At 60.2% G+C, this 14,966-nt stretch carries 15 protein-coding genes; 9 read left to right on the top strand and 6 right to left on the bottom strand.

Annotated elements, in window-relative coordinates; genetic code table 11:
* Positions 1–58: 58 nt before the first annotated feature.
* Positions 59–823 carry a pyruvate dehydrogenase complex transcriptional repressor PdhR gene (gene pdhR, locus PG887_RS09805; protein ID WP_010675815.1) on the bottom strand — a complete coding sequence of 255 codons (765 nt, stop codon included), beginning with the start codon at positions 821–823 and terminating at the stop codon, positions 59–61.
* A gap of 276 nt (positions 824–1,099) precedes the next feature.
* On the bottom strand, positions 1,100–1,672 hold the full coding sequence (gene ampD, locus PG887_RS09810; protein WP_053288099.1) for a 1,6-anhydro-N-acetylmuramyl-L-alanine amidase AmpD: 573 nt from the start codon (positions 1,670–1,672) through the stop codon (positions 1,100–1,102).
* Between the two features lie 128 nt (positions 1,673–1,800).
* Between ampD and PG887_RS09815 the strand changes: the two genes are divergently transcribed.
* From PG887_RS09815 to yacG, 9 genes are all read left to right on the top strand, one after another.
* Positions 1,801–2,271 (top strand): retropepsin-like aspartic protease family protein, encoded by a 471-nt coding sequence (locus PG887_RS09815; protein ID WP_042015101.1) that lies wholly within the window; start codon positions 1,801–1,803, stop codon positions 2,269–2,271.
* 3 nt (positions 2,272–2,274) lie between these two features.
* On the top strand, positions 2,275–3,138 hold the full coding sequence (gene nadC, locus PG887_RS09820; protein WP_069785553.1) for a carboxylating nicotinate-nucleotide diphosphorylase: 864 nt from the start codon (positions 2,275–2,277) through the stop codon (positions 3,136–3,138).
* Positions 3,139–3,450: 312 nt separating this feature from the next.
* Positions 3,451–3,840: a pilin gene (locus tag PG887_RS09825; RefSeq protein WP_080989820.1), complete on the top strand. Its 390-nt coding sequence runs from the start codon at positions 3,451–3,453 to the stop codon at positions 3,838–3,840.
* Positions 3,840–5,546, top strand: coding sequence for a PilB family type IVa pilus assembly ATPase TapB (gene tapB, locus PG887_RS09830; protein WP_041211787.1), 1,707 nt, complete (start codon positions 3,840–3,842; stop codon positions 5,544–5,546). The genes PG887_RS09825 and tapB overlap by 1 nt, the downstream gene beginning before the upstream one ends.
* 127 nt (positions 5,547–5,673) lie before the next feature.
* Positions 5,674–6,915 (top strand): type II secretion system F family protein, encoded by a 1,242-nt coding sequence (locus tag PG887_RS09835; protein WP_010675822.1) that lies wholly within the window; start codon positions 5,674–5,676, stop codon positions 6,913–6,915.
* Between the two features lie 77 nt (positions 6,916–6,992).
* Complete coding sequence (locus PG887_RS09840; RefSeq protein ID WP_119197036.1) at positions 6,993–7,868, top strand: prepilin peptidase; 876 nt, start codon at positions 6,993–6,995, stop codon at positions 7,866–7,868.
* 18 nt (positions 7,869–7,886) lie between these two features.
* Positions 7,887–8,501, top strand: coding sequence for a dephospho-CoA kinase (gene coaE / locus PG887_RS09845; RefSeq protein ID WP_219596222.1), 615 nt, complete (start codon positions 7,887–7,889; stop codon positions 8,499–8,501).
* 37 nt (positions 8,502–8,538) lie between these two features.
* Positions 8,539–9,261, top strand: a complete 723-nt coding sequence (zapD, locus tag PG887_RS09850) for a cell division protein ZapD (protein WP_010675825.1) — start codon at positions 8,539–8,541, stop codon at positions 9,259–9,261.
* Between the two features lie 10 nt (positions 9,262–9,271).
* Positions 9,272–9,466, top strand: coding sequence for a DNA gyrase inhibitor YacG (yacG, locus tag PG887_RS09855; protein ID WP_039040499.1), 195 nt, complete (start codon positions 9,272–9,274; stop codon positions 9,464–9,466).
* A 57-nt stretch (positions 9,467–9,523) separates the two neighbouring features.
* On the opposite strand, the gene mutT is transcribed toward yacG, so the two are convergent.
* From mutT to PG887_RS09875, 4 genes are all read right to left on the bottom strand, one after another.
* The gene (gene mutT / locus PG887_RS09860) at positions 9,524–9,928 is read right to left on the bottom strand and encodes an 8-oxo-dGTP diphosphatase MutT (RefSeq protein ID WP_174213873.1); all 405 of its coding nucleotides are present in this window, start codon (positions 9,926–9,928) and stop codon (positions 9,524–9,526) included.
* A gap of 8 nt (positions 9,929–9,936) precedes the next feature.
* Positions 9,937–11,121, bottom strand: coding sequence for a tetratricopeptide repeat protein (locus PG887_RS09865; protein WP_104452199.1), 1,185 nt, complete (start codon positions 11,119–11,121; stop codon positions 9,937–9,939).
* Between the two features lie 65 nt (positions 11,122–11,186).
* Positions 11,187–13,907 (bottom strand): preprotein translocase subunit SecA, encoded by a 2,721-nt coding sequence (secA, locus tag PG887_RS09870; RefSeq protein WP_041211791.1) that lies wholly within the window; start codon positions 13,905–13,907, stop codon positions 11,187–11,189.
* A 57-nt stretch (positions 13,908–13,964) separates the two neighbouring features.
* Complete coding sequence (locus PG887_RS09875) at positions 13,965–14,870, bottom strand: M23 family metallopeptidase (protein ID WP_039040495.1); 906 nt, start codon at positions 14,868–14,870, stop codon at positions 13,965–13,967.
* Between the last annotated feature and the right edge of the window lie 96 nt (positions 14,871–14,966).

A 14,966-nucleotide genomic window follows, 5' to 3' on the forward strand; every position in this document is an offset into this window, starting at 1 on the left:
GCACGGCATTGCACGGCGAAGGGCGCAAGCATTCGACAATTAAGAAAGCCTTGTGGGATTAGTTTTCCTGCTGACGGATCCGACGCATGGATCGCTGGATCCGGCTGTCTTCCCTCTGCATATCCAACAAGGTGTCCTCGATAAAGGCCAGGTGCTCATGACAAGCAGCCCTGGCCCGCTCCGGAGCCCCCGACAGGATAGCCTCGATCAGGCTCGCACGATGGCGACGGATCTTGGCGACCACTCCCGGACGGCGATTCAAAATTTCGTTATTGCGTAAAATGTTCTGCTCGAGCATGGGGCCCATGGCCCGCAACAGGTGCAGCAGCACCACGTTGTGGGAGGCCTCGGCCACGGCCAGATAGAACTGGGTCACGGCGGCCGATTCGACCACCAGCGACCCTTGCTGACCGGCTTCTTCGATGGCGGCTTGCGCCAGGCGAATCCGTTCGAAATCAGCCTCGGTGCCCCGCAGCGCCGCATAGTAGGCACAGATGCCTTCCAGCGCGTGACGAAACTCCAGCAGGTCGTACTGGGCTTCCGGGTGAGTGCTGAGCAGTTCGAACAGGGGGTCGGCGATCCCCTTGCTCAGGGCATTTTGTACGTAAGTGCCACCGCCCTGACGACGATACAAGAGTCCTCTCGCTTCCAGGCGCTGGATGGCTTCGCGCAAGGAAGGGCGCGACACCTGAAACTGGATGGCGAGTTCCCGCTCGGGCGGCAACTTCTGGCCCGGCTGCAGGCTGCCTTCCAGAATCATGCTTTCCAGCTCGGCGACAATGGCGTCGGCCAGCTTGGGCTGAGTTATCTTGATATAGGGCATGAGGCTACTTTGTTAAATTGGTATTACCAATTTTATGGTTGGGGCGAAAATTAGCAGAGGGCTTGAAAAAAGTCCACCCAAAAGATGATCTGAATCAAGAAGCTAGGCTGCCACTTTGGGGGTAAAAACGCGGAATCATGATATAGCTCATAGAAAATGGTCTGACCAATATTTGTGAGCTTGCTCACCGATAACATTTGTTCAACAGCATGAAAAATGGCTTGCCAGACAAGGCAAGCCATTGATTCTAAAAACACAAAATAAATTTTAGATTTTTCACTCAAAGTGAAGCTTTTCCCGATAGCGAGGCCATTCGAAACTGTCACCCGGATCCGTCTTGCGGCCCGGCGCGATGTCGCAGTGGCCGACAATACGGTCCGCCGTGATGGCGGGATAACGGTGAACAATCGCCCGGCTGAGGTCCGACAGCACCTCGTATTGCTTGTCGCTGTAGGGAAGCTCGTCGGTCCCTTCCAGTTCGATCCCGATGGAAAAATCGTTGCATGCCTCCCTCCCCTCCCAGATCGAGACTCCCGCATGCCATGCCCTGGCGCCAAAAGGCACGTACTGTACCAGTTCCCCATCGCGGCGGATCAGGCAGTGGGCCGAGACCCTCAGTTGGTGAATACCGGCGAAATAGGGGTGAGCACCGGGATCGAGGCGCCCCAGAAACAGATCGTCGATAAAAGGGCCACCAAACTGCCCGGGGGGCAGGCTGATGCCGTGTATCACCAGCAAGGAGACATCCTCCGGGCTGAGCCTCTCATTGTGATGGGGGGAAGGCACCTTGCGGGCCTGCTCGCACCATCCTTCACGATCGATGGAAAACAGGGTTGTGGGTTGTGTCATCGTCTGCTCGACTCACAAATGGAAGCGATGTGCCTCTGGCGGGATGGGAAAACTGGGAACAAGTCTCTGAATTCATGGATAACGCTATGTTAGGCTGAGCCATTCACTCGCGCGATATGGGACACACTATGCACCCGATGGCACGCCGTCTCTGGCTGCTCGCCTGGCTCTCGCTGCTGGGTCTGCTGACCCTCTACTTCCATGGTCGTGAACAACCGTCGGTGACCGCCAGCGGCGATCTGCTGCTCAGGGCCGATGCCAGCGGCCATTATCGTCTGGAGGGTGCCATCAACGACCAGCCGGTGCAACTGCTGCTGGACACAGGAGCAACCCGGGTGACCATACCGAGCCAGGTGGCCGCCCGGCTCGGCCTCGTCGCCACGGGCCGCAGCCGGGTCAACACGGCAGCCGGAGAGATCCAGGTCGAAACTGGCCGGATCGAAAGTCTGGCGATGGGTCCGCTGACCCTGTACGATTTGTCCGTCTTTATCAATCCGGCTGCCGACGGGGAGGAGATCCTGGTGGGCATGAATGCCCTGGGCAGGCTGGAATTGCGCCAGAAAGACAGGCAATTGCTTCTCAGACCCTTGCAGGAATAAGGCATGTTACAACAGGACATCCGCCGCGCCGTGCGCGCCGCACTTCTCGAAGACTTGGGCGATGCCCTCACCGCGCTGGATCAACCGGATGCCAGCGCCGACATCACGGCCCAGCTGATCCCGGCCGATCGCATCTCGACCGCGCGAGTCATCACCCGCGAGGCGGGCGTCTTCTGCGGCCAGCCCTGGGTCGACGAGGTGTTTGCCCAGCTCGGTGGCGAAGTGAAGGTCGAGTGGAAAGTGCAAGATGGTGAACGCCTTGCCCCCAATCAGGAGCTGTTCCGCCTCCATGGCCCCGCCCGCGTGCTGCTGACCGGCGAGCGCAATGCGCTGAACTTCGTGCAGACCCTTTCCGGGGTCGCCACCCTGACCGCCCGTTATGTAGCCGAGCTGGAAGGCACTGACTGCCGCCTGCTCGATACCCGCAAGACCCTGCCCGGCCTGCGCAGCGCCCAGAAGTATGCGGTCACCTGCGGCGGCGGCAAAAACCACCGCATCGGTCTGTTTGATGCCTACCTCATCAAGGAGAACCACATTCTCGCCTGCGGCGGCATCGCTGAAGCAATCAGCGAAGCGCGCCGTCTCAATCCGGACAAACCGGTGGAAGTCGAGGTCGAATCCCTGGCCGAGCTGGAGCAGGCCCTGGCCGCACTGGCCGACATCGTGATGCTGGACAACTTCGACATCCCCATGATGCAGGAAGCCGTTCGCCTCAATCAGGGCAGAGCCAAGCTGGAAGTCTCCGGCAACGTCACCCTCGATACCCTTGCCGGATACGCCGCGACCGGGATCGACTTCATCTCGGTGGGAGCGCTGACCAAGCATGTGCGGGCACTGGATCTCTCCATGCGCTTTGTCGCGGCTTGAGCAAGCCCCATCCGTTGCTCGTGCCCAAAAATATTACAGGGCTCGAAACTTGCAAAAGGCGCCATCGGCGCCTTTTCTATATGCAGGATCCCACGACATAAGGAGTGTGAAGATGGGCCCTCCCCAATCTTGAGAAGCGTCATTAGAGACCATTTAATCCTTGATTTTGCTATCATTTTCACTAAATGACACAAAAGTGGTTAACAAGGGCCCTGCCTCTGTTGCCAACCCGAAGCGCTCGGATAAGATGCTGGAGTGTGGATAGATTTCCACCAGCACTTTTCAGGAACCATGGACAAAAGGATATTTGACATGAAAAGACAGTCAGGGTTTACGCTAATCGAATTGATGATAGTGGTTGCGATCGTCGCCATTCTGGCCGCCATCGCGTTGCCAGCGTATCAGAACTATACCAATAAGGCTCGCTTCACACAGGCAATCTCATCAGCTGGTGGAATCAAGACTGAGGCGGAAGTTTGCTTCCAGACAACAGGGGCATTTGGCTGCCCTGCTCTGCTTGCCAGTGCTGCTGCGCCAACTGGGGTTGCTCTAACAATCACTGGGGCTTCAAGCAGTGCAACAAGCCTGACGATTCAAAGTAGCATGACAAACCCATCAGGAGCATACCAACTTGTAGCAGCTACTTCTGGTGGTGCAGTTACCTGGACCGCTACCTGCAGTCCAACCACTCTTTGTAATTAATGACCTCCTCACTCAATAGCGGCCTGGCCACCAGCCTGGCCGCTTCCTCCCTCCTCAGTGAGCCGGACTCACAGCGTTATCTGAGCCAGGCCAGGGCGCAGCGCAAGCCCTTTGTCACCTTCCTGATCGAGAACGATATCCTCGACAGCAAGGCGCTGGCGGATTTCTGCGAGCTGGAGTATGGGGTACCTCTGCTGGATCTGGCGGCCTTCGATCTCGCCGAGATCCCGCAGAAATACCTCAATCAAAAGCTGATTGAAAAGCACCATGTCCTGCCCATCTACACCCAGGGGCATACCCTCTATATCGCCATGTCCGATCCGACCAATGTGTCGGCTCTGGAGGATTTTGGCTTCAGTTTTGGCCTGCACACGGAAGCCCTGCTGGTCGAAGAGAGCAAGCTGACCGCCGCCATCGGCAAGCTGATGGAGAGCGAGCAGGATACCCTGGGCATGGATCATATCGACGAGGCCGAGATCTCCGAACTCGAGGTCTCCGACGAGAGTTCCCGCCTCGACGAGAGCGTCAACACCGCGGACGATGACGCCCCCATCGTCAAATACATCCACAAGATCATGATGGATGCCATCAAGCGCGGGGCCTCCGACCTGCATTTCGAACCCTACGAGACCAAGTACCGGATCCGCTTTCGGGTAGACGGCATACTGCACGAAGTCGCCACGCCGCCGGTCAACCTGGCCAACCGCTTCGCGGCTCGCCTCAAGGTGATGGCGCGGCTCGATATTGCCGAACGGCGCCTGCCACAGGATGGCCGGATCAAACTCAAGATCTCACGCAACAGATCCATGGACATGCGGGTCAACACCCTGCCCACCATGTGGGGCGAAAAGATCGTGATCCGGTTGCTGGACTCCTCGGCCGCCCGGCTCAATATCGATCAACTCGGCTTTGACGACCGGCAGAAGACGCAATACCTGCACGCCCTCTCCAAACCTCAGGGCATGATCCTGGTGACCGGCCCGACGGGGTCAGGCAAGACGGTCTCACTCTATACCGGCCTCAACATCCTCAACACCAGCGAGGTCAATATCTCCACCGCCGAAGATCCGGTCGAGATAAACCTGCCCGGCGTCAACCAGGTGCAGATCAATCCCAAGGCGGGGCTCACCTTCGCCAGCGCCCTGCGCTCCTTCCTGCGCCAGGATCCCGACATCGTCATGGTGGGGGAGATACGGGATTTGGAAACCGCCGAGATCGCTATCAAGGCCGCCCAGACCGGTCATCTGGTGCTCTCCACCCTGCACACCAACTCGGCGGCAGAAACGCTCACCCGGATGATGAACATGGGGGTGCCGGCCTTCAACATCGCCTCTTCGGTCACCCTCATCATGGCCCAGCGCCTTGCCCGCAAACTCTGCGATCACTGCAAGGCGCCAGAAGTGGTGCCGGAAGCCGAGTTGCTGGAGCTGGGCTTCACCCAGCAGCAACTGGCCGCCGGGTTGCGGCTGTTCAAGCCCGTGGGATGCAAGGAGTGCTCGGGAGGCTACAGAGGCCGGGTCGGCATCTATGAGATCATGCTGATGTCCGACAACATCGCCAAACTCATCATGCAGGGAGCCAACTCGCTGCAGATTGCCGCGATAGCCCAGAAGGAAGGGATGCGCACCCTGCGTACATCCGGCCTCGAGAAAGCGCGTCTTGGCGTCACCAGCCTGGCCGAAATCAACAGGATCACCACCAACTGAGTTCGCAGTGCCCGAGTCATCTCGCCGGGTGAAGCCGCTGCCATCACCCCGATGACCTTCTTCAAGCCAAGATGAGCCGGACAGGCAGCAGCATCCGGCCACCGTCGCCCAATTGCAGGATGCAGTGATGGCCACATTAGCTCAAAAACGCAACGCACCGAAAAAAGTCTTCTCCTACCGCTGGCACGGCGTCAACCGCAAGGGACAGAAGGTCTCCGGCGAGCTGCAAGCCGACAGCATCACCACCGTCAAGGCCGAGCTGCGCAAGCAGGGCGTCAACGTCACCAGGGTCAGCAAGCAGAGCCAGGGGCTCTTCTCCAAGGGCGGCGCCAAGATCAAGCCGATGGACATCGCCGTCATCTCCCGCCAGATCACCACCATGCTCTCCGCCGGCGTGCCTCTGGTGCAGAGTCTTCAGATCATTGCTCGCGGCCACGAGAAAGCGGCTGTGCGCGAGCTCATCGGCCAGATCGCCGCCGATGTGGAAACGGGCACCCCGCTCTCGGAGGCGTTGCGCCGCCATCCCCGCCACTTCGACGACCTCTATTGCGACCTGGTGGAGGCCGGGGAGCAATCCGGTGCCCTGGAGACCATCTACGACCGTATCGCCATCTACCGCGAGAAGAACGAAGCCCTCAAATCCAAGATCAAGAAGGCCATGTTCTATCCGTCCATGGTCATTCTGGTGGCCATCGTCGTCACCTCCATCCTGCTGCTCTTCGTCATTCCCCAGTTCGAGGATATCTTCAAGAGCTTCGGTGCCGAGCTACCCGCCTTCACCCGGTTCGTCATCGCCATCTCCCGCTTCATGCAGGAGTGGTGGTACGCCATCTTTGGCGGCGCGGCTCTCGCCGTCTTCCTCTATGTGCGGGCCTGGCGAAAATCCCAGAAGGTCAGGGACAACACGGACAAGTTCATCCTCACCATTCCCGTGGTGGGCAACATACTGCACAAGGCGGCCATGGCCCGTTTTGCCCGCACCCTCTCCACCACCTTCTCCGCCGGTATTCCGCTGGTGGATGCCCTGGTCTCGGCGGCTGGAGCATCGGGCAACTATGTCTATCGCACTGCGACCATGGCCATTCGCAACGAGGTGGTGGCCGGCATGCAGATCAACGTCGCCATGCGCACCGTGGATCTTTTCCCCGACATGGTGACCCAGATGGTGATGATCGGTGAGGAATCCGGCGCCATCGACGACATGCTCTCCAAGGTCGCCGCCATTTTCGAACAGGAGGTGGACGACATGGTCGACGGCCTCACCAGCCTGCTCGAACCCATCATCATGGTGGTGCTCGGGGTGCTGGTCGGCGGCATGGTCGTGGCCATGTACCTCCCCATCTTCAAGCTGGGCTCTGTGATACACTGACCCCCTCGACAGAGGGCCGGGCGGTGCATTTCCCCCGGCCATCTGTCATCCCCGTTCCCGACACAAGCGATTGATCTATGGTGCCTTTGATCGAACTGGCCCAGGGCTTGCCCTGGCTCTATCTCTCCTTGATTTTCCTTTTCTCCCTGATGGTGGGCAGCTTCCTGAACGTGGTGATCCATCGCCTGCCCATCATGATGGAGCGGGCCTGGCATGCCGAATACAGCGACTATTTCGGTGACGGTGAAGAGACTCCTCCTGCAACCGGACGATACAACCTCATGGTACCTCGCTCCCGCTGCCCCCACTGCGACCACCCCATAGGGGCGCTGGAGAACATTCCCCTGCTGAGCTGGCTATGGCTCAGGGGGCGCTGCCGCAACTGCCACGCCCCCATTTCGGCTCGCTATCCCCTGGTCGAGCTGCTCACCGCCCTGCTGTCGGTCTCGGTAGCAGCCGCGCTTGCCCCCGGCTGGGGCACCCTTGCCGCTTTGTTGCTCACCTGGACATTGGTCGCACTGACCTTCATCGACCTGGACAAGATGCTCTTGCCGGATCAGCTCACCCTGCCCCTGCTCTGGGGTGGCCTGCTGTTCAATCTGGCGGGCGGTTTCGTGCCCCTGGCCGATGCGGTGGTCGGCGCCATGGCGGGCTATCTGGTGCTCTGGAGCCTCTACTGGGCCTTCAAGCTGCTGACCGGCAAGGAAGGGATGGGCTATGGCGACTTCAAACTGCTGGCGGCGCTGGGCGCCTGGCTGGGATGGCAAGCATTGCCCATCGTGCTGCTGCTCTCTTCGCTGGCGGGCGCCATCATCGGCATCGGTCTCATCCTGCTGCGCAACCACCACCAGGGCAAACCCATTCCCTTTGGCCCCTATCTCGCCATCGCGGGCTGGATAACGCTGCTGTGGGGCGATAGCATCACCCGCTGGTATCTTGATGTCGTGCTCTAGCAAAAGGATCTCTGACCCATGTATGTAGTCGCAATCACTGGGGGAATCGGCAGCGGCAAGACCACGGTTGCCAACCGCTTTGCCGAGCTGGGCATCGAGGTGGTGGATGCGGACATCATCGCCCGTGAGGTGGTGGAGCCCGGCACCCCTGCTCTGGCTGCCATCGCAGCCCATTTTGGCCCGGATGTCGTTGCCCCCGATGGCCAGCTCGATCGCCGCCGGCTGCGAGAGCGGATCTTCACCGACTCACAGGCCAAGGAGTGGCTCAATGCCCTGCTCCATCCCCTCATCCGTAGCGAGATGCTGCGCCAGTGTGCGGCAACCCGCTCCCCCTACTGCCTGCTGGTCGTCCCCTTGCTGGTGGAAAACAGACTCACTTCCCTCGCCGATCGGGTACTGGTGATCGATGTGGACGAAGCGACGCAAATCGAGCGTACCTGCCGCCGCGATGGCGTCAGTCGGGAACAGGCCCAGGCGATACTGGCGTCCCAGGCGAGCCGCAGCGAGCGCCTGGCGATGGCCGACGACGTCCTGGACAACCAGAGTGGTACGAGTGAGACCATAGAGGAGCGAATTTTCGCCCTGCACCAGACATATCTGGCATTTGCCTCTCAACAAGCCCACCAACTGTGAGTACACTAGGCCGGTTTATGGCTGGCCAGGATTAGGCATGATTTACGATTTCCCCCTCAATGAAAAAAGCCGGACCTATCTTCGTCTGGAGTCCCTGTTTTCCCAGATCCGCGACAATCTGGAGAGTGACCAGTCCTGGGCACATATCGCCTTCTTCAAGGGGTTGTTCGATTTGCAGGAGTTGCTGGAGCGTGGTGACCTGCGTGCCGATCTCATCAAGGATCTGGAGCGCCTCGGCCAACGCCTGAGCCACTGGGCCAGTCTGCCTGACGTCGATCTCGAGCAGATCCAGCGGATGCAGCAGGAGAGCACCCAGCTCTCCCGCAACCTGCTGAACTCCCCGCGCCCCGGCGCCCGTCTGAAAGAGGATCGCCTGCTCGGCTCCATTCGTCAGCGCTTCTCCATTCCGGGTGGTCTGTGCGCCTTCGATGTGCCGCAACTGCACCACTGGCTGGCGACCCCGGCCGTCACCCGCCACCAGCAGATGCAGCAATGGCTGAGTGACATCACCCTGCTGATGAACGCCATCTCCCTGTTGCTGCGCCTGTGGCGCGAGTCGGGCAACTTCAGCGACCAGGTGGCCACCAACGGCTTCTTCCAGGATACCGCCGAAGGGGCTGAACTGATCCGCATCCGTCTGGCGGGCACCCAGCCCTGCTATCCGACCCTGAGCGGCCACAAGAACCGCTTCGCCCTGCGCTTCCTGCCGACGACGGAACAGCAGATAGGCGACGTCTCCTTCCAGCTTGCCTGTTGTTGAGGGGCGCCCCATGGTGACCAAGGTAAAGTGCCCGACCTGTCAGAGCGAGATCGAATGGGGTCCGCAGAGCCCGTTTCGCCCCTTCTGCAGCAAGCGCTGCCAGCTGATCGACCTCGGCGAGTGGGCGGATGAACAGAAGCGCATCCCGGGCGAGATCAACCCGGATCTGCTGCCCGATCCGGAACAGGGCGATCCCTGGCAATAAACACTTCACGATCAAAAAAGGGCCCTCAGGCCCTTTTTCGCTGGTATTGATTCCCTTTCAGGCAAGCGAGGCCTGCAACCGCGCGACGATGGGGCCGTTGGCATCCGGGAAGTGGTATTCGTGCAGCGAGGCCAGTGGTACCCAGCGGCACTCCTGTCCCTCCTTGCCAAAGGGCTCGCCGTGGAAACGGGTCACCTTCCAGATATCCAGCAAGACCTGCTTGTCGGGATAATCGTGGTGCAGCTCCATGAAGGGGGCACAATCCTGCACTCGGATCCCGATCTCTTCCCACAATTCCCTGTCCAGCGCGGTGAGCAGATCCTCCCCCGACTCCACCTTGCCACCGGGAAACTCCCAGCGATCCCCCTGATGGCGATCGGCTGAGCGTTTGGCGATGAAGATATCGCCCCGTTCGTTCTCGATGACGCCCACCGCCACCCAGATCCGTTTCTTCTGTTCCATCATTGTCCTCAGCGTAAACACGGCAAACGGGCGATCCAGGGGGCAAGCCGAATGGCCTGCTGATCCCCCCGGGCCCTGAAGAGATCCTGCCCGACATGCTCATTGCCCGGCGGCGCAACCTGCGGCCAGGGCACCGCACCGGGCGGAGTGAAACAACGATCGTGTACCCGCGCGCTCTGGCGCAGATAGCGCCATAAACAGTCCCGCAAGAACCACTGGTCGATGTTCGGTGTTTCCATGGTACTGGGCTGATAGCTCGCCATCAGCGGCGCAAGGGGAGGCAGCACACCGGCCACACCGCCCCACATGCCGGCCAGCACCAGATCGGTGTGGCTCCACCAGTCACGCATGATATGGAACCAGCGCCCCGATGCAAGCCAGTCATCGACCGCCAGCCGCTCCCGCAGATTCAGCACGGAGTCCGCATCGCGCACAAGAAAGCGCCCCACGCCGGGATCATTGGCGACCTGGAAGCGCCAGCAGAGGCGCTGACGCTGGGATTGACCATCGGGCTGCACCTTTATCTCGGCGCCATGTTCCTGCAGGCAGGCCAGAAACCCCTGAGGGACACTGCCATCCACATAGAAGCGCACCCGCCAGCCAGGATAGAGGTAGGCTGCGGCCAGCACATTGTCGAGCGCTCCCCGCAAATAGCGGGGCTGTACTCCCCACAAGGAGAAGGCGATGACTGCCTGCTTCTCCCCCTGCTCCGCGAGCCAGTCATCCGGCCCCTCTGCCGGCAGCACCCACCCCGCGACAGGCTGCGAGACGGCCTCATCCTTGAGAGTCAGGGCACGGGTTCCCGCTTGTGCCGCTTCTTCATGGCGTCCTAGCTTGGCAAGGGAAGTGCAAAGCCCGTCATGGACCAGATAATCATCCGGCTCGCGCCGCACCAGTTCGACCAGGTGCATCACGGCCCGCTCATGCTGATCGGAGCGCGAGAGGCAGACACAGAGATTGCGCAGCACCTCAGTGTTATCGGGCGCGGACCGGTACGCCAGCGTCAGCACCTGTGCCGCCGAAGCGGGATCGCCGGACAAAAATAGGTAATAGGCAAACTGCAGTTGCAGGGGAACGGATTTGTTCGTCTCTGCGTTCAGCCTGCTCAGCACACAACGGATCGCCTCCTGGCGTCTCTCCTGCAGCCAGTGCCCATGTGCCTCCCCATCCCATCCCGCCGGCAATCTGCTCATCGTCCCCTCCTTGGTCCGAAAATGAATACACCGCCCGGAGGCGGTGTATTCATCATGGCAGGGTGTCAGGTCAGCTGACCGTGACAGTGCTTGTATTTTTTACCCGAACCACAGGGGCAGGGATCGTTGCGCCCGATCTTCTGCTCGTCGCGCACGAAGGTGGTATGGCCCTCGGCCCCACCCGTATCCTCGTCAGCCAGCTGGTTTTCGGCCGTGGCATGGGTGTAGGTACGGGGAGCGGCTTCGGCCTGCTGGCGCTGCTGCTCTTCCATCGCCTCCACATCCCGCTCCTGCACCTGTACTCGGCTCAGGATGCTGACCACGTCGCGCTTGAGGGTCTCCAGCATCTGGGTGAACAGATCGAAGGATTCGCGCTTGTACTCCTGCTTGGGGTTCTTCTGGGCGTAGCCGCGCAGATGGATGCCCTGGCGCAGGTGATCCATGGCCGCCAGGTGCTCCTTCCACAGACCATCCAGCGTTTGCAGCATCACCGCCTTCTCGAAGTTGCGCAGCACCTCCTTGCCGACCAGCTCTTCCTTGTGGGCATAGAGCTTGGTGGCTTCATCCAGGATACGTTCGCGCAGCTTCTCTTCATACAGCTTGTCGTCTTCCGCCAGCCACTGCTGCAGCGGCAGATCCAGGGCGAAATCGGACTTCAGACGCGCTTCCAGACCCGGCACGTCCCACATTTCTTCCAGGGACTGGGGCGGGATGTACTCGTCGATGATGGCGCCGTAGACGTCGTCACGGATGACGTGAATGGTCTCGGAGATGTCATTGGTGTCCAGCAGTTCGTTGCGCTGCTCGTAGACCACCTTGCGCTGATCGTTGGCCACGTCGTCGAACTCGAGCAAATTTTTACGGATGTCGAAGTTGCGACCTTCCACCTTGCGCTGGGCATTCTCGATGGCCTTGGTTACCCAGGGATGCTCGATGGCCTCGCCCTCTTCCATGCCCAGCTTCTTCATCATGCCGGTCACGCGGTCGGAGGCGAAGATCCGCATCAGGGTATCTTCCATGGAGAGGTAGAAGCGGGAGGAACCCGGATCACCCTGACGACCGGAACGGCCGCGCAGCTGGTTGTCTATACGACGGGATTCGTGACGCTCGGTACCGATGATGTGCAGGCCACCGGCCGCCAGCACTTCGTCATGACGCACCTGCCAGGCCGCTTTCAGCTCGGCAATCTGCTCGCTTGACGGGTTTTCCAGCTGGGCGATCTCCGCCTGCCAGTTGCCGCCCAGCACGATGTCGGTACCACGACCGGCCATGTTGGTGGCGATGGTGACGGCGCCGGTCTGGCCGGCCTGGGCGACGATCTCCGCTTCCATGGCATGGAACTTGGCGTTCAGTACCTTGTGCGGGATATTTTCCTTGGTCAGGATGCCGGAGAGCAGCTCGGAGTTCTCGATGGAGACGGTACCGACCAGCACGGGCTGGCCGCGCTTCACGCACTCGCGAATGTCCTGCACGATGGCCGCGTATTTCTCCTGGGCGGTCAGGTAGACGAGATCGCCCATGTCCTTGCGCACCATCGGCTTGTTGGTCGGGATGACCACGGTATCCAGGCCATAGATCTGCTGGAATTCAAAGGCTTCGGTATCCGCAGTACCGGTCATGCCCGCCAGCTTGTCGTACAGACGGAAGTAGTTCTGGAAGGTGATGGAGGCCAGGGTCTGGTTCTCGTTCTGGATCTTGACCCCTTCCTTCGCCTCAACCGCCTGGTGCAGACCGTCTGACCAGCGACGACCCGGCATGGTGCGGCCGGTGTGCTCGTCGACGATGACGATCTCGTCCTTCTGGACGATATAGTCGACGTTGCGCTCGAACAGGGTGTGCGCGCGCAGGCCGGCATTGACGTGATGCAGCAGGCTGATGTTGGTGGCGGAGAACAGGGAGTCATCCTCGGCCAGCAGTCCCTCTTTCTTGAGCAGCTCTTCCACGAAGATCTGGCCGTTTTCGGTCAGCAGCGCCTGGCGGTTCTTCTCGTCCACCGTGTAGTGGCCGTCGCCGGTGTACTCCTCGGAGTCTTCCTTGTCCTGCTTGACCAGCAGGGGGATCAACTTGTTGATCTGGGTGTACATGGCGGAGCTGTCTTCCGCCGGACCGGAGATGATGAGCGGAGTACGAGCTTCATCGATGAGCACCGAGTCCACCTCATCCACCAGCGCGTAGTTGAGCGGACGCTGTACGCGCTGCTCCGGCGAGAATGCCATGTTGTCGCGCAGGTAGTCGAAACCGAATTCGTTGTTGGTACCGTAGGTAATGTCGGCAGCGTAGGCATCGCGCTTCTGGGACGCATCCATACCGGGCACGTTGCAGTCCACCGTCATGCCGAGGAAGGCGAACAGCGGGCGGTTGGCTTCCGCATCACGCTTGGCCAGATAGTCGTTCACCGTCACGACGTGCACACCGCGGCCGGTCAGGGCGTTCAGGTAGGCCGGCAGGGTGGCCGTCAGGGTTTTACCTTCACCTGTCTTCATTTCGGCAATGCGGTTGGAGTTCAGCACCATGCCGCCGATCAGCTGGACGTCGAAGTGACGCATGCCGAACACACGGCGGGAGGCTTCACGGACGGTGGCGAACGCTTCCGGCAGCAACTGCTCCAGTGTTTCGCCCTGCTCCAGACGCTGACGGTACTCGGCGGTCTTCGCCTGCAGTTCCTGATCGGACAGTGCCTCGAATTGAGGCTCCATCGCATTGATTTGTTTTACAATTTTGCGCAAAGCCTTGAGCGTTCTGTCGTTCCGGCTGCCGATAATCTTGGTGAGCAGTGTGCTAATCATGGGTACCAACTGTTTTGGTTATATAAGCGTTCCGTCACTGGAACCCGAAGAAAAAACCTAACCCCGTCTGGCATTCAGAAAGCGCGCGGGGTTGACCTGACGACCATCTTTCAACACTTCGTAATGCAAATGAACTCCGGTTGCACGACCGGTTCGCCCCATCAGGGCAATCTTCTGGCCCTCATCGACCAGGGTGCCCACATCCACCAGCAACTTGGAATTGTGGGCATAGCGGGTGACCAGACCATTGCCATGGTCAATCTCCACCATGTTGCCAAACTCCGGATGGCGCCCCGCCCAGCTGACAATCCCCTTGCCTGTCGCCAGGATGGGGGTGCCGGGCCTGCCGCGGAAATCCACCCCTTTGTGCATTTTGGCGCGACCGTTGAACGGATCGACCCGCCCACCGAAACCGGAGGAGATCCAGACACGCTCCTGCTTGACCGGTGAGCCGGGGATGAAACCCGCATCGGTGATATGGTGGTTCATGATGAAGGATTCAAGTACCGACAGCTGTTCTTCGCGGCTGCTGAGCTGACGGCTGAGGTGTTCCATGGAATCTTGCAGTTCACCCAGGCTGACTTCCAGGTCTGCATCGTAGGAAGGGCCGCCCATCGGGGGCAGCTCCTTGAAGTTGAACTCCTCGGGATCGAGGTCCGCCTTCTCGGTCAGGCGCTCGCCGAGGGCGTTGAGGCGACCAAGTTGTCCCTGCATGGTGCCCACCTGGGCGGCCAGCATGGCAAGCTGTTCGCGGGCTTCATCGGCCCCTTGCGTGGATTTTTGCTGCTGCGCCAGGGTCAGCGCCACTTCCAGCGCCTCCATTTTCTGCTGCCAGCTCTGCCAGAGCCAGCCGCCCCCCAAGGCCAATACAGTGAAGAGAATACCGCCGACCCAGGCCAGACGTTGTTTGGGTAAGTGCAACCTGCGGCGCTGCTTACCGTGGAGGATCAGGGTAATGCTCATAGAAATCTGTCTTCTCGGTCAGGTGAGGCCAAGGGCCTGCACGGGCAATAAAACCGGGAGATAATCGGTATTAAAGGATGGAATAAACAAATGACA

This window comes from Aeromonas sp. QDB14, from assembly GCF_027707845.1.
Lineage (GTDB): Bacteria > Pseudomonadota > Gammaproteobacteria > Enterobacterales > Aeromonadaceae > Aeromonas > Aeromonas caviae.

What these genes read in the sequence shown, in the direction of transcription:
- pdhR (WP_010675815.1), bottom strand. Translation starts at nt 823, where the DNA reads ATGCCCTATATCAAGATAACTCAGCCCAAGCTGGCCGACGCCATTGTC.
- ampD (WP_053288099.1), bottom strand. Translation starts at nt 1,672, where the DNA reads ATGACACAACCCACAACCCTGTTTTCCATCGATCGTGAAGGATGGTGC.
- PG887_RS09815 (WP_042015101.1), top strand. Translation starts at nt 1,801, where the DNA reads ATGCACCCGATGGCACGCCGTCTCTGGCTGCTCGCCTGGCTCTCGCTG.
- nadC (WP_069785553.1), top strand. Translation starts at nt 2,275, where the DNA reads ATGTTACAACAGGACATCCGCCGCGCCGTGCGCGCCGCACTTCTCGAA.
- PG887_RS09825 (WP_080989820.1), top strand. Translation starts at nt 3,451, where the DNA reads ATGAAAAGACAGTCAGGGTTTACGCTAATCGAATTGATGATAGTGGTT.
- tapB (WP_041211787.1), top strand. Translation starts at nt 3,840, where the DNA reads ATGACCTCCTCACTCAATAGCGGCCTGGCCACCAGCCTGGCCGCTTCC.
- PG887_RS09835 (WP_010675822.1), top strand. Translation starts at nt 5,674, where the DNA reads ATGGCCACATTAGCTCAAAAACGCAACGCACCGAAAAAAGTCTTCTCC.
- PG887_RS09840 (WP_119197036.1), top strand. Translation starts at nt 6,993, where the DNA reads ATGGTGCCTTTGATCGAACTGGCCCAGGGCTTGCCCTGGCTCTATCTC.
- coaE (WP_219596222.1), top strand. Translation starts at nt 7,887, where the DNA reads ATGTATGTAGTCGCAATCACTGGGGGAATCGGCAGCGGCAAGACCACG.
- zapD (WP_010675825.1), top strand. Translation starts at nt 8,539, where the DNA reads ATGATTTACGATTTCCCCCTCAATGAAAAAAGCCGGACCTATCTTCGT.
- yacG (WP_039040499.1), top strand. Translation starts at nt 9,272, where the DNA reads ATGGTGACCAAGGTAAAGTGCCCGACCTGTCAGAGCGAGATCGAATGG.
- mutT (WP_174213873.1), bottom strand. Translation starts at nt 9,928, where the DNA reads ATGGAACAGAAGAAACGGATCTGGGTGGCGGTGGGCGTCATCGAGAAC.
- PG887_RS09865 (WP_104452199.1), bottom strand. Translation starts at nt 11,121, where the DNA reads ATGAGCAGATTGCCGGCGGGATGGGATGGGGAGGCACATGGGCACTGG.
- secA (WP_041211791.1), bottom strand. Translation starts at nt 13,907, where the DNA reads ATGATTAGCACACTGCTCACCAAGATTATCGGCAGCCGGAACGACAGA.
- PG887_RS09875 (WP_039040495.1), bottom strand. Translation starts at nt 14,870, where the DNA reads ATGAGCATTACCCTGATCCTCCACGGTAAGCAGCGCCGCAGGTTGCAC.